Raw genomic sequence first — 14371 nt, 5'->3', positions numbered from 1 at the left:
CTAAGCACTCATCCACTGGGTAATAACATGAGAAATATCGGCGGCGACTTGCTCTATGCTTTGCTCTGCATCAACAACTACAACGCTATCATCCTGACTGGCTAGCTCTAAATAACGCGCGCGAGTGCGTTCAAAAAAACTCATATCCATTTTTTCAATACGATCAAGCTCACCTCGGCCACGCGCTCGCTCTAAACCGACTTTAGGATCAATATCAAGGTAGATGGTTAGATCCGGCTTAAAGTCACCTAGAGTGGTTTGCTTTAGGGCCAACATAGTTTCGCTAGGGATCTGACGCCCTCCACCTTGATAGGCTTGTGAAGACATATCATGGCGGTCGCCAACGACCCAGGTTCCGCTCGCTAATGCAGGTTTAATCACATTCTCAACCAGTTGAACCCGTGCCGCATACATCAGCAACAGTTCGGTCATATCTTGCAGTTGCTCACCTTCGTGTTCTTGTTTGACCAAAGTGCGCAGTTTTTCTGCCAGCGCAGTCCCCCCGGGCTCACGAGTGCTTGTTATGCTTGTGACGCCTGCGCTTTTGAGCGTTTCTAGAACCGCTTTAATAGCCGAGCTTTTTCCCGCCCCTTCTAGGCCTTCAATAACAATAAATTTGGCGTTTTTCATTGGTTACTTCTTAATTGTTTTAAATATGCTCGAACAGCTCTATTGTGTTCGGCTAATGTTTTTGAAAAGACGTGTCCACCGCTACCACTGGCGACAAAATAGAGATAGTTGCTATCTTCTGGGTTAAGCGCAGCTTTGATTGAAGCTTCACCAGGCATCGCAATCGGCGTCGGTGGCAATCCAAAAATGGTATAGGTGTTATACGGAGTAGGTGTACGCAGATCTTTCTTGCGTATGTTGCCATCGTATTTGTCGCCCATGCCATAAATAACGGTTGGATCCGTTTGTAAGCGCATGCGCTTATTCAGTCGATTGACAAATACTGCCGCGACGCGCTCCCTTTCTGACTCCACCGCTGTTTCTTTTTCAATAATAGAAGCAAGAATTAAGGCTTCGTAGGCGGAGTTAAGTGGCAGTTTGTCTTGGCGAGTAGCCCAATGTTCATCTAACACCAGTTGTAACTTGTCGGCTGCTCGCTGCAAAATATCAAAGTCAGACGCACCAAACGTATAGTGATAGGTTTCCGCAAGAAATAAGCCTTCGAGTTTTTTGTTCTGAATACCCAATTTCTGTGCAATTTCAGCTTCACTTAAACCGCTAAGCTTATGCTCTAGATAAGGCGTATTTTGCAGAATATCTCGCCACTCATTGAAGGTAGAACCCTCAACAAAAGTAATCGCAAACTGATGCTCTTTACCTTGTTTAAACTGCTCTAGCGCATTTTTGAGCGTAATACCACTTTCCAATAAATAAGTACCGGCACGAAGCTGAGTCAGTTCAGGGTGAAAACGGCGCACCAATTTCGCAAAATCGCTACTGCTGATCATTTCTGACTCTGTTAGATTCTGCAGTACGCGATTAAAACTCGTACCTGAACTAATCGTGAAGATTTGCGGCGTGTCCAGTTGAAGGGGTTGATTTATGTACTGGTCAACTTGCTTAGCGGTATAGATATAACCACCTGCCGCCAACGCTGTGACAAATAGCAAAAAGAGAGTGATTTTCTTAATCACGAGTCGATCATCTCCTGAATTCGTTTAGTTGTTATTCCAATATCAAAACTTTTTGATTCAATGGATCGTACTGGGGTGACACCTAGAATCGAGTTGCTAATAAACACTTCATCAGCATCAAGCAAATCGGGCAATTTGAACCTACCTATTTGAACAGCGATATTTTGTTTGCTTGCCCACTCTAAAATGACTCGACGCATAACCCCACTGACACCTGCTCTATCGATTAAAGGCGTAAACAAAGTGTCCTCTTTGCGCCAGAACAGATTCGCCATTGTCGTTTCAATTACATAACCATCTATATCGAGCGCGATACCGTCGTCAAAAGACTGTTGCTCTAGCCCCGCTTTTAACAAAACCTGCTCTAAACGATTATTGTGTTTGTGACCTGCAAGCAGAGGATTATGACCCAAACGTAATTGACATATACCCAACTCAACACCTTGTTGACGCCATTGTTCATAATGAGCCGGATAATGGAAGGCGCTAATGGTAACATTTGGTGAGGTCACTTGAGTAGGGCTATATCCACGCCCGCCCTCGCCACGACTAATATGCAGTTTCAATCCCGCTTTGTCGTCGCTTAACGCCATTTCAGTCAACCAAACTTTATTCGTATCCCAGTTGGGACGTGGAATATGAATAGCGTCTAAACAGGCATTCATTCGTTGGATATGCAAATCCCAATAGGAGATTTGACCATGACGCGTCAGCATGGTGGTAAAGCAGCCATCTCCATATTGAAAAGAACGATCGGTGAGCGAGATTGAGTCCGATCTAACTCCATTGACCATGAACATGTCATATCCTTATACAGCTTTAAATTATGGTGATTTCACTGACCATTAAATAACAAAACGGCTTAATGCCAAAGCAATAAGCCGTTTAAAATTCACTAGCAAGCAGTAACTTTAGATTTTTTTGAATACTAAAGAGCCGTTAGTACCACCGAAACCGAACGAGTTACAAATAGCGTACTCCATCGATACTTCTTTTGCTGTATGTGGTACCAGATCGATATCTAAACCTTCTTCAGGGTTGTCTAGGTTAATCGTCGGTGGAACGATTTGATCAACAAGAGACATAACCGTGATGATGGCTTCTACCGAGCCAGCAGCGCCAAGCAGGTGACCTGTCATTGACTTAGTCGAAGAAACCTTAACTTGCTTAGATCCTTCTTCACCCAAGGCTCGCTTAACACCTTTGATTTCAGCCACGTCACCCGCAGGCGTAGACGTACCATGAGCGTTCACGTAACCTACTTGAGTGCCTGTGATACCAGCGTCACGCATCGCAGCTTCCATCGCTAACGCACCGCCAGAACCATCTTCACTAGGTGAAGTCATATGGTAAGCATCGCCAGACATACCGAAACCAACAACCTCGGCGTAAATTTTAGCGCCACGAGCTTTAGCATGTTCGTACTCTTCAAGTACCATCACGCCCGCACCGTCACCAAGCACAAAACCGTCACGGTCTTTGTCCCAAGGGCGAGAAGCTTTTTGTGGCTCATCGTTACGGGTAGAAAGCGCTTTCGCTGCACCAAAGCCCGCCATACCAAGTGGCGTCGATGCTTTTTCTGCACCACCTGCAACCATAGCTTCTGCATCACCATATGCAATCATACGAGCTGCATGGCCAATATTGTGAAGACCGGTAGTACACGCCGTCGAGATCGCGATGTTAGGACCGCGAAGACCACGCATAATAGATAAGTTACCTGCAACCATGTTAACTATGGTTGATGGAACGAAGAATGGGCTGACTTTGCGTGGACCTTTTTCGACAAGAGCAGTGTGCCCTGTTTCAATAAGATCTAGGCCGCCGATACCAGAGCCGATGGCAACGCCAACGCGCGCAGCATTTTCTTCATTGATTTGTAAACCAGAGTCTTCTAGAGCTTGGATACCCGCTGCGATGCCGTATTGGATAAAGAGATCCATTTTACGTGCATCTTTTTTAGACATGTATTCAGTACAGTCAAAGTCTTTCACTAAGCCCGCAAAACGAGTAGAGAAATTTTCAGTGTCAAAGTGCTCGATATTCGAAATACCGCTTTGACCTGCTAGCAGGGCTTTCCAAGATGATTCTACGGTGTTGCCTACCGGTGACAACATACCCATGCCAGTGACAACAACACGACGCTTGGACACGATTTTATTCTCCGGAATTGAAATGATTCTATGGAAGGATAGAAGGGTTTAAAAGAACACAGGCGGCCAGAAGGCCGCCTGGGAGAGATATTACTGAGCGCTGTTTACGTAGTCGATTGCAGCTTGAACAGTAGTGATTTTCTCAGCTTCTTCGTCTGGAATCTCAGTGTCAAATTCTTCTTCTAGAGCCATTACTAGTTCAACAGTGTCTAGAGAATCAGCACCTAGATCGTCAACGAATGAAGCTTCGTTCTTAACTTCAGCTTCGTCCACACCTAGCTGTTCAACAATGATTTTCTTTACGCGTTCTTCGATGTTGCTCATTTTTTCTTTTCCTTTACAGATTTCGCCTAATGCGATGATTCAGTAGTTTATTCGAACTGCCGAAAGTTGCAAGGGGGACCTTGCTGGTCAAACCACAATTTTAGCGATTTTAACCGAAATTCAATACATTTTTGACTTAAATCATGCACAAATCTTGCGCACATTCTTATCAAGAAACCCAAACTATAGGCTATTTTTATGACAATAAATAGCCAAGTTGGTGAGATTAGGTACAAATTCACTCCACCAGCAGATATTTGAATGAAAATTCATGAAAAAGTTCATTAATTCTGCAAGGTCAGCGATTTACACCATGTACATACCACCATTTACATGCAAAGTTTCACCAGTAATGTACGCTGCTTCAGGAGAAGCCAAGAACACAACCGCTGAAGCGATTTCACGTGGGTCACCTAGACGACCTGCTGGTACGTTCGAAAGTGTTGCTGCACGTTGGTCGTCGTTAAGTGCTTTCGTCATATCCGTTTCGATAAAACCAGGAGCAACTGTGTTTACCGTTACGCCACGAGAAGCCACTTCTCGCGCCATTGATTTAGTGAAACCAATTACACCCGCTTTCGCTGCCGCGTAGTTAGCCTGACCTGCATTACCCATAGTACCCACAACAGAGCCTACGTTGATAATACGACCAGCGCGTTTCTTCATCATGCCACGCAGTACCGCTTTCGACATACGGAAGATCGGTGTCAGGTTGGTGTCGATGATGTCATCCCACTCTGAGTCTTTCATACGCATTAATAGGTTATCGCGCGTGATACCAGCGTTATTAACTAGAATGTCGATCACACCGAACTCATCGTTAATAGTCTTAAGTGTTGCTTCGATAGACTCAACGTCAGTTACATTCAGTGCCAGACCTTTACCATTTTCACCAAGGTACTCACTGATAGCAGCAGCGCCACCTTCAGACGTTGCAGTACCGATTACTGTTGCACCGCGCTCAACAAGAAGTTCAGCGATCGCGCGTCCAATACCGCGGCTTGCACCAGTTACTAGAGCAATCTTGCCTTCTAGGTTCATCATCTTCGTTATTCCTTAAGTTCTTAATTACTTAGCAGCGTCTAAAGATGCAGTATCATTGACTGCAGCGCCGCTTAGCGTCTTAACAATACGTTTAGTCAGGCCAGTCAATACTTTACCAGGGCCAAGCTCTAGTAATTTCTCAACGCCTTGCTCGCTCATCAGTTGCACGCTCTCAGTCCAACGAACTGGGCTGTATAACTGACGTACAAGCGCATCTTTGATTTTCGCTGGATCCGTTTCCGCTGCAACATCAACGTTGTTGATTACAGGGAACTGAGGTGCGTTGAATTCGATCTCTTCCAGAGCAACCGCTAGCTTATCTGCTGCTGGCTTCATGAGTGCACAATGAGAAGGCACTGATACCGGTAGAGGAAGTGCACGCTTAGCGCCCGCTTCTTTACATAGTGCACCAGCACGTTCTACCGCATCTTTGCTACCAGCAATAACAACTTGACCTGGTGAGTTAAAGTTAACTGGTGATACCACTTCACCTTGAGCCGCTTCTTCACATGCTTTAGCAATCGCATCATCATCCAGACCGATGATGGCGTACATTGCGCCTGTGCCTGCTGGTACCGCCTCTTGCATCAGTTGGCCACGAAGCTGAACAAGTTTGATCGCTTGTTTAAAATCAATAACGCCAGCACATACTAGTGCTGAATATTCACCCAGACTGTGACCTGCTAGGTTAGCTGGTTGCTCGAGGCCAAGCTCTTGCCATACACGCCAGATTGCAACTGAAGATGCTAGCAATGCAGGCTGAGTACGATGCGTTTGATTGAGATCTTCAGCAGGACCGTTTTGAACTAGTGCCCATAGGTCGTAGCCCAGAGCGTCAGACGCTTCAGCAAATGTTTGTTTAACTACGTCATACTGTTCACCAAGTTCTGCCAGCATACCAACTGCTTGCGAACCTTGACCGGGAAATACGATAGCAAACTTGCTCATTTTCTTTTCCTTAAAACCGTTTCTTTAAATAAAAGAAGAAAGAAAAGATGCCATATATGGCATCTTAATTTTGAATTCTGTTGATTAGAACTTCACCAGAGCTGAGCCCCAAGTGAAACCGCCACCAAATGCTTCAAGTAGTAGCGTTTGACCACGCTGAATACGCCCATCGCGAACCGCTTCGTCCAGTGCTGTTGGTACCGTTGCTGCCGATGTATTGCCATGGCGGTCAAGTGTAACAACCACTTGGTCCATAGACATAGCAAGCTTCTTCGCTGTCGCAGAAATAATACGTAAATTCGCTTGGTGAGGAACCAGCCAGTCGAGTTCAGACTTGTCCATACCATTTTCTTTTAGCGTCTCTTTAACAAGGCGCGACAACTGAGTCACTGCAACTTTAAATACTTCATTACCCGCCATGTGCAACCAGCTATTGATATCATCGCTGTGTTCAAAACTACCCGGCAACTCATCGCGGCGGTTAGGGAATTTAAGGCTTAGTAGATCACCGAAACGGCCATCTGCGTTGATGGTAGTCGATAGAATGCCTGGCTCTTCACTGGCACCAACAACCACTGCGCCAGCAGCATCACCAAATAGAATGATCGTCGAACGGTCATTAGGATCACAGGTTTTAGACAGCGCATCCGCACCAATGACGAGGATGTTCTTACAGTGCCCTGTTTTGATGTACTGATCAGCAACCGATAACGCGTAAACAAAACCAGAACACGCCGCTGCCATATCGAAAGCAGGACAATGCTTAATACCTAGTAATGCTTGTACCTGACATGCCGCCGAAGGGAATGCGTGAGAACCACTAGTGGTCGCTACCAGAATCATATCAATATCGTTTTTATCGATACCTGCCATTTCGATAGCATTTTTTGCCGCTTGGTATCCCATGTCTGCAACCGTTTCATTTTCAGCTGCAATGCGACGCTCTTTAATACCAGTACGAGTTACAATCCACTCATCACTTGTATCTACCATTTTCTCTAGATCTGCGTTTGAACGCACCTGAGATGGCAAGTAGCTGCCAGTACCTAAAATTTTGCTATACATGAAGACTAATAATGCCTCTCGAGTAATACCGCTTCCAAACGATCGCTAATACGGCTTGGGACCTGCCTTTTGACCTCGTGTAGCGCCTCACCAACTGCATTGATGATGGCATCCACGTCAGCATTTCCGTGGCTTTTTATGACAATGCCGCGCAATCCTAGCAAACTTGCGCCGTTATACTGGTCGGGGTTCAATGTTTTTAGCTCATTAAATAGTCCGGAAAACAATTTTCTTGCAATCCAATCCTTTATCGATGAAGACATCATACTGGATTTCAGTTTATCAATAAAAAGTTGCGCAGTGCCTTCACAGGTCTTCAAACAAACATTGCCCACAAAACCGTCACAGACAACTACATCTGCGGCATCATGGAGTAATTGATTACCTTCAATATAGCCAACAAAGTTGACTGAACGGGTATTTTCTAGCATTTCTGCGCAGCGCTTAACGAGGTCGTTGCCTTTTATCTCTTCAGCACCGATGTTAAGAATCGCCACTCGAGGTGGGCTGGGCAAGTACTGCTCAACCAGTGCACTGCCCATGACGGCAAACTGAAATAAAGAATCGGCGTCACTAGAAACATTCGCGCCAAGATCCAACATCCAAGTTCTGTTGCCCGCTGCAGTAGGCAAAGCAGAAATCAATGCCGGACGTTCAATCCCAGGCAACAATTTCAACTTAAAGCGAGATAAAGCCATCAGCGCGCCAGTATTTCCACCACTGACACAGGCATCTGCTTGTTGGTCGGCAACAAGATCAAGCGCCGTACCCATAGAGGTACCTTGATGATTGCGTAATGCGAGAGAAGGTTTTTCTGTGTTGGAGATCACTCGGTCTGCATGTTGAATACTCAGACGAGCATTCGGCTGATAACCAAGTAATGATAATTGAGTTGTGATCGCGTTTTGATCACCGATTAGGATCACTTTTAGCTCTGGGAAATGCGACAGTGCCTGCACGGCGGCAGGCACTGTGACGCGAGGACCGAAATCCCCGCCCATTGCATCAAGTGCAACGGTTATATTTTGCAAAGGTCAACCTTACTTGTTGATAACCTTTTTGCCACGGTAGTAACCTTCAGCAGTTACGTTGTGGCGTAGGTGAGTTTCACCTGAAGTTGCGTCTACAGAAAGTGCTGCTGTAGTTAGGGCATCGTGTGAACGACGCATGCCACGCATTGAACGTGATTTCTTGCTCTTTTGTACGGCCATTGACCCTACTCCTATGTAAGTATTAAAGAATTACTTCTTTAAGCTTTTTAAAACGTCAAATGGATTCGGTTTCTTTTCTTCCACAATTTCTTCTGGAATCTCACCAAACACCATATTATCTGAATCAACGCTACAATCCGCTTCTTCGTGCATTGCTATTTGAGGCAAGTTTAGAATGAACTCGTCTTCAACTAACTGTATTAGGTCTAATTCACCGTACTCGTTCAGATCTACCAAATCGTACTCTTCCGGTGCTTCCTCTTCAGTCTTCTCACCGTAATACGGTGTGTAAGTGAATTGGACATCGCACTCATGTGCGAAAACCTCATTACAGCGCTGACACTCTAAGTCGACTACGATGTTAGCTTTACCAGAGATAACAACGAGTCGCTGCTCATCTAAGTCAAATGACAGTGACACTTGGGCGTCGCGTTTAACGCCTTCGACTGATTCCTCTAAGCGCTTAAAGAGACTGATTTGAATAATACCTTCAACATCTAGTCGCTTCTGGGCAGCGCGTGATGGATCAATCGTACGCGGTATTTTTACCTTTTGCATAGGGCGCGAATTCTATCTTCCAAATCGTTTTGAGTCAAAGAAAAAGGGTAAAAAGTTGTACTTTTTTTCCTTATCAGTAATAGAGCTAGGATCAAACACATAATATAAATTAAGCTCTCACCACTCATGTTTTGATTGTAAAGAAAAATGCCAGATTACCAACTAGTTTTAGCCTCAACTTCGCCATATCGTAAACAGCTGCTCAATAAACTAGCGATTGAGTTTAAAACCGCCTCTCCTAATTTTGACGAAACACCGTTGGAAAACGAGTCGCCACAAGCGTTAGTTAAAAGGTTGGCAATAGGTAAAGCAGAATCCTGCCAAGTATCGCAAACTAGCTTAGTCATTGGCAGCGATCAGGTATGTGTCATTAATGGCGAAATCATAGGCAAACCCCACACGCGTGAAAACGCCATAGCGCAGCTCACTAAACAAAGCGGTCGATCGATCCAGTTTTTTACTGGTTTAGCGCTGCACAATACGCAAACAGGTAGCACAGATAGTAAAGTGGATACCTTTACTGTTCACTTTAGAAACCTGACAAGTAAACAGATCGAACACTATGTTGATAAAGAGCAGCCTTTTTACTGTGCAGGGAGTTTTAAAAGCGAAGGATTAGGTATTGCTCTGTTTGAGCGCTTAGAAGGTAAAGATCCCAACACCTTAGTTGGTCTACCTTTAATAGATTTGATTGATATGCTGGCAACGCAAGGCATCGACGTATTGTAAGCAAATAAAAAGTGCAATAAGCGTGACTGATAACTTTAACAATCAATGCCCCTTCAAACTAGAGAGGCTTATGAGCTTAAACTCCGCTTAGCGAGTAGGAAATCTCGATAGATTTCCTTCTCGTAGGCGCTACAAAATAGCATTGAAATTACGGAGTGCTTAAAGCTTACGCAATCCAGCCAAAGTCTTTTCTAACTTAGGCTCCATTGGCGCATTAATCTCCATCCACTCATCATTAGCCGGATGTTGAAACTTGATGTTAGCCGCGTGAAGGAACAAACGGTCTAAACCGACTTTACCTGTATAAGCATCAAAACGTCGGTCACCATAACGGTCATCCCATGCAATTGGGTGGCCCGTATATTGCGTGTGAACACGAATTTGATGGGTTCGCCCCGTAATCGGGCTGGCCTGAATAAGTGTTGCGTTGGCAAATTTTTCGATGATCTTAAAACGTGTCTCAGACGCTTTACCATTTGGATTGACGCGTACTATGCTATTCACTTCGTTTTTCAGTAAAGGAGCATTGACCTTCTTGCAACTTGCTTTCCACTCGCCCATCACCAAAGCAAAATAATACTTCTGCACCGTTTTCTCTCGAAATTGTGCTTGAAGGTGACGCAGTGCTGAACGCTTCTTCGCGACAAGCAAAATGCCTGAAGTGTCTCGGTCTATACGATGGACTAACTCCAAGAACCTAGCGTCTGGTCGCAGCGCGCGCAAAGCCTCTATTGCACCAAACTTCAGTCCGCTACCACCGTGAACCGCTGTGCCGGATGGCTTGTTGAGAATGAGCATGTGATCATCTTCATAGATAATCATGCTTTCTAGCTCAGCCACTTTATTTAGCTTAGTACTTGGCGCCACTTCTTCAGGCTTATCTTCAATAGTCACAGGAGGAATACGGACTAAATCACCGGCTTGAAGTTTGTATTCTGCTTTGACACGCTTTTTGTTTACCCGCACCTCACCTTTACGCAAAATACGATAAACCATGCTTTTAGGGATACTTTTCAGTTGGTTGCGCAAGAAGTTATCAACACGCTGCCCCGCCATATCGTCGTCAATATCGACAAATTGGACTTTTGTTCTAATTTCACTCATGGACTTATTCTAACACTCTAAGTTGCGCAGATTCACATTTTCTTCGCAACAATATGGAAAATTGCCGGACAAGAGTGGATTCAAAATCCGCTACGAATAAAAATCCATCAGTTTTATGGCAATTTTCAAAAACACTCTTAATAAAACTTACAAAACAGAAACTTACGATAAATAAAATCAGCTTTTTTAGCGTTTTATTATAAAGCAGATTGCTGAGTTTAGTGGGTACTGCTATAGTTCACACCTGCAATTTATGATTTGGTTGCATTTTACACAAACCAACTCATATTTGAGCAATACATTGAGTAGCCCGTTAATTTACCAAAGTGCAGCACACGGCGTAAGACATTTTTGGAATTAACAAACTTGTCACCCTACTCGTCGCTCATCATGTTGAGTGTTTATCGCCGCCGATGCGGCGCACAAGCTGAACGAGAAAAGTTTGTGAGACTGAAGCGCCCCAGAGCATCCCTCCAGCCGGGAGGCTGCACCGATTAAGCCATGGGATCTGGCGCCATGAAAAAGCGATCACAGTGACAAGAACAACAAAAGAATGACAACGAGATTTATCAATGAAAAGAATGTTAATTAACGCAACTCAAAAAGAAGAGTTGCGTGTTGCTTTGGTTGATGGTCAGCGCTTATATGATTTGGATATCGAAAGCCCTGGACATGAATCTAAAAAAGCAAATATCTACAAAGGACGTATCACTCGCATCGAACCAAGCCTAGAAGCGGCTTTCGTTGACTACGGTGCAGAAAGACACGGTTTCCTCCCTCTTAAAGAAATTGCCCGCGAATACTTCCCCGAAGGTTACACTTACCAAGGTCGTCCAAGCATTAAAGAAGTGCTGACTGAAGGCCAAGAAGTCATCGTACAAGTAGAGAAAGAAGAACGCGGTAGCAAGGGCGCTGCTCTTACTACGTTTATCTCTCTAGCGGGTAGCTATCTTGTTCTTATGCCAAACAACCCTCGAGCTGGCGGTATTTCTCGCCGTATCGAAGGTGACGAACGCACTCAACTGAAAGCAGCGCTAAGCACATTAGAACTGCCACAAGGTATGGGTCTAATCGTACGTACTGCGGGTGTAGGTAAAAGTGCAGAAGAGCTTGAGTGGGATTTAAACGTACTGCTGAATCATTGGGGAGCCATTAAACAAGCTTCTGATTCAAATGCGGCACCTTTCCTCATCCACCAAGAAAGTAACGTCATCGTTCGCGCGATTCGTGACTATCTACGCCGTGATATTGGTGAAATCCTTATCGACAGCAACACAATTTACGAACGCGCTCTAGAGCATATCCGTCTAGTTCGCCCTGATTTCGTCAATCGTGTTAAGAAATACGACGGTGAAGTTCCACTATTTAGCCACTACCAGATCGAGAGTCAGATTGAATCTGCGTTCCAGCGCGAAGTTCGTCTACCTTCTGGTGGTTCTATCGTTATTGATCCAACCGAAGCGCTAACTTCTATCGATATCAACTCTGCCCGTGCGACAAAGGGTGGCGATATTGAAGAAACCGCCTTAAATACCAACCTAGAAGCCGCTGAAGAGATTGCTCGTCAACTTCGCTTGCGTGATCTAGGTGGTCTTGTGGTTATCGATTTCATCGATATGACGCCTGTTCGTCATCAACGTGAAGTTGAAAACCGTCTTCGTGATTCTGTTCGTATGGATCGCGCTCGAGTACAAATTGGTCGAATTTCTCGTTTTGGCCTATTAGAAATGTCTCGTCAGCGTCTAAGTCCATCGTTGGCAGAAGCGAGTCACCACATCTGTCCTCGCTGTAGCGGTACTGGTGTTGTTCGTGACAACGAATCTCTCGCACTTTCTGTTCTTCGTCTGATCGAAGAAGAAGCGCTAAAAGACAACACTGCGCAAGTATTGGCCGTAGTCCCTGTGCCAATTGCTTCGTACCTACTTAACGAAAAGCGCCGTTCAATTAACCACATTGAACGTATTCAAGAAGTTAAGATTACTGTTGTGCCTAACTCAGATATGGAAACACCTCATTTCGATGTTATCCGTGTCCGTGAAGGTGAAGAGTTTGATCTGCTGTCTTACCTGCTACCTAGCAAGCTAGAAGCCATGAAGGAAGCAGAAGGAAAAGAAACCGCGGTTGAAGCCGAAGCTAAGCCAAGAAAGATTGAAGAGCCTGCACTAAAAGGCTTTGCAGCGCCAAGCCAATCTGCTCCAGCGCCGACAAAACCAACGCCTAAAGCGCCAGAGAAGAAAGTGGAAGAAACACAAGATTCTCAGCCGGGCCTTGTAAGTCGTTTCTTTAAAGCCTTAGGTAGCTTCCTCTTTGGTTCAGCGAAAGAAGAGAATCAAGAAGAGCAAAAACCTCAGGAACGTAAAGAAAGCAATCGTAATAACCGCAACAACAACCGTCGTGGCCGTAACGACAATCGTCGTCGTAGTAATCGTGACAATCGTGCTGAAGGTCGTGGTGAGAACCGTGACAACCGCGATGATAAACGCGATAACAAGCGTAAAAACACACGTGACGAAGCGACAACAGAAGCGAAGTCAAACGAGCGTAAACAGCAAAATCGTAAGCCGAAACAGGATCGTCGTAACAAACGCGATGAGACTAAGGCAAGCAAAGTTGCTGAAGAAGGTTTAAAACTAGCCGCTGACGCGCAGCAAGGTGACAAACCTGATATGCGTAAAGAACGTGCGGAAGAGAAAACCGCTAACGTGAAAGAGCGCCGCCAACGTCGTAAACTTTCTAAGCAAGTGCGAGTCAAAGACCAAGCTGCACAGGCAAAAGCCAACGAAGAAGCCAAACAAGTTGCGGTAGAAGCGAAGGCGGAAACGGTTGAAGACAAAGTACTTGAGACCGAAGCTGACAATGCGGAAGAGCAGCCAAAGCAACGTCGCAATCGTCGCTCGCCACGTCACCTGCGTGCTAGCGGTCAACGTCGTCGCCGTGGTCGTGATCGTCGCCCTAACCCATTCCGCCTACGCAAAGGTGGGGTTGCTTCTCCAGAGATGGCAATGGGTAAAGTAATGCCAAGCTACGGTATTACCAAACCAGAACCTAAGCAGAAAAAAGCAGATAAAGTTGAGACTCCTGTTGTAGAGACAACGGTTGCTACTTTAGGCGGCTTCGCTTGTCCAGAAATGGCAATGGGTAAAGTAATTATCCGCCGCGAACAACCTGCTGTTGAAGCACAAGTGGAAGTCGAACAGACAGTGGTATCAGTTGAGCCAGAAGTTGAACAAACACCTGAAGTTATCGAAACGGTAGCCGAGGTGATTGAACAGCCAGTTCAAATAGAAGCCGAAGCGGTTGTTGCTGAAGTTCAACAACCAGAAGCAGACGCGCAAGCAGACACTTCAGATATTGTTGTTCCACAAAACTTTAAAGGTCATGCTTTTGCACCTATGGCTAAAGCACCAGGTTGCACAGAGATGAAAGAAATCACTGTGATTGCTGCACCATTTAAAGAACAGCGTTACCAATCCCGTGGCGCTGGTAGCCAAGTTGCTCGCAACCAAGCAGGCGCGGCAATGACTAAACCTCAGTAATTAGTCATATATGTTGAGTTAAAAACAGCCTCTTAGCGAGTAATGCCGATCAGTTA

14 protein-coding genes are annotated in these 14371 nt (G+C 45.2%); 2 read left to right on the top strand and 12 right to left on the bottom strand.

Annotated elements, in window-relative coordinates; genetic code table 11:
• The 11 genes from tmk to yceD all read right to left on the bottom strand — a co-directional run bounded on the left by tmk (position 1) and on the right by yceD (position 8946).
• Positions 1 to 630, bottom strand: coding sequence for a dTMP kinase (gene tmk, locus TW81_RS08170; protein WP_045955221.1), 630 nt, complete (start codon positions 628 to 630; stop codon positions 1 to 3).
• The gene (gene mltG / locus TW81_RS08165; RefSeq protein ID WP_045955220.1) at positions 627 to 1643 is read right to left on the bottom strand and encodes an endolytic transglycosylase MltG; all 1017 of its coding nucleotides are present in this window, start codon (positions 1641 to 1643) and stop codon (positions 627 to 629) included. Before mltG ends, tmk begins: the two co-directional genes overlap by 4 nt.
• Positions 1640 to 2443 carry an aminodeoxychorismate lyase gene (gene pabC / locus TW81_RS08160; RefSeq protein WP_045955219.1) on the bottom strand — a complete coding sequence of 268 codons (804 nt, stop codon included), beginning with the start codon at positions 2441 to 2443 and terminating at the stop codon, positions 1640 to 1642. Before pabC ends, mltG begins: the two co-directional genes overlap by 4 nt.
• Positions 2444 to 2554: 111 nt before the next feature.
• Positions 2555 to 3796 (bottom strand): beta-ketoacyl-ACP synthase II, encoded by a 1242-nt coding sequence (gene fabF / locus TW81_RS08155; RefSeq protein WP_045955218.1) that lies wholly within the window; start codon positions 3794 to 3796, stop codon positions 2555 to 2557.
• A gap of 90 nt (positions 3797 to 3886) precedes the next feature.
• Positions 3887 to 4120 carry an acyl carrier protein gene (gene acpP / locus TW81_RS08150; RefSeq protein WP_004406112.1) on the bottom strand — a complete coding sequence of 78 codons (234 nt, stop codon included), beginning with the start codon at positions 4118 to 4120 and terminating at the stop codon, positions 3887 to 3889.
• 306 nt (positions 4121 to 4426) lie between these two features.
• Positions 4427 to 5161: a 3-oxoacyl-ACP reductase FabG gene (fabG, locus tag TW81_RS08145; protein ID WP_045955287.1), complete on the bottom strand. Its 735-nt coding sequence runs from the start codon at positions 5159 to 5161 to the stop codon at positions 4427 to 4429.
• 27 nt (positions 5162 to 5188) lie between these two features.
• The gene (gene fabD / locus TW81_RS08140; RefSeq protein ID WP_045955217.1) at positions 5189 to 6112 is read right to left on the bottom strand and encodes an ACP S-malonyltransferase; all 924 of its coding nucleotides are present in this window, start codon (positions 6110 to 6112) and stop codon (positions 5189 to 5191) included.
• An 84-nt stretch (positions 6113 to 6196) separates the two neighbouring features.
• Positions 6197 to 7177, bottom strand: a complete 981-nt coding sequence (locus TW81_RS08135; protein ID WP_045955216.1) for a beta-ketoacyl-ACP synthase III — start codon at positions 7175 to 7177, stop codon at positions 6197 to 6199.
• A 5-nt stretch (positions 7178 to 7182) separates the two neighbouring features.
• Positions 7183 to 8208, bottom strand: a complete 1026-nt coding sequence (gene plsX, locus TW81_RS08130; protein ID WP_045955215.1) for a phosphate acyltransferase PlsX — start codon at positions 8206 to 8208, stop codon at positions 7183 to 7185.
• Positions 8209 to 8217: 9 nt separating this feature from the next.
• Positions 8218 to 8388, bottom strand: a complete 171-nt coding sequence (gene rpmF, locus TW81_RS08125; RefSeq protein ID WP_004414666.1) for a 50S ribosomal protein L32 — start codon at positions 8386 to 8388, stop codon at positions 8218 to 8220.
• Between the two features lie 30 nt (positions 8389 to 8418).
• The gene (gene yceD, locus TW81_RS08120; RefSeq protein ID WP_045955214.1) at positions 8419 to 8946 is read right to left on the bottom strand and encodes a 23S rRNA accumulation protein YceD; all 528 of its coding nucleotides are present in this window, start codon (positions 8944 to 8946) and stop codon (positions 8419 to 8421) included.
• A gap of 147 nt (positions 8947 to 9093) precedes the next feature.
• On the opposite strand from yceD, the gene TW81_RS08115 reads away from it, so the two are divergent.
• A complete protein-coding gene (locus tag TW81_RS08115; RefSeq protein ID WP_045955213.1) occupies positions 9094 to 9675 on the top strand; it encodes a Maf family protein in 582 nt (193 codons plus the stop codon).
• A gap of 159 nt (positions 9676 to 9834) precedes the next feature.
• Here the strand turns inward: TW81_RS08115 and rluC are convergent, their stop codons facing one another.
• Positions 9835 to 10779, bottom strand: a complete 945-nt coding sequence (gene rluC, locus TW81_RS08110) for a 23S rRNA pseudouridine(955/2504/2580) synthase RluC (RefSeq protein ID WP_045955212.1) — start codon at positions 10777 to 10779, stop codon at positions 9835 to 9837.
• Positions 10780 to 11351: 572 nt separating this feature from the next.
• On the opposite strand from rluC, the gene rne reads away from it, so the two are divergent.
• Entirely contained in the window at positions 11352 to 14315 is a 2964-nt protein-coding gene (gene rne / locus TW81_RS08105; protein WP_045955211.1) for a ribonuclease E, read from the top strand.
• Positions 14316 to 14371: the final 56 nt, after the last annotated feature.

The sequence above is a fragment of the Vibrio galatheae genome (genome assembly GCF_000967545.1).
Classification (GTDB): Bacteria; Pseudomonadota; Gammaproteobacteria; order Enterobacterales; family Vibrionaceae; genus Vibrio; species Vibrio galatheae.
Note: the sequence above shows the minus strand (reverse complement) of the source record. Positions and strands in the feature narration are given on the sequence as shown.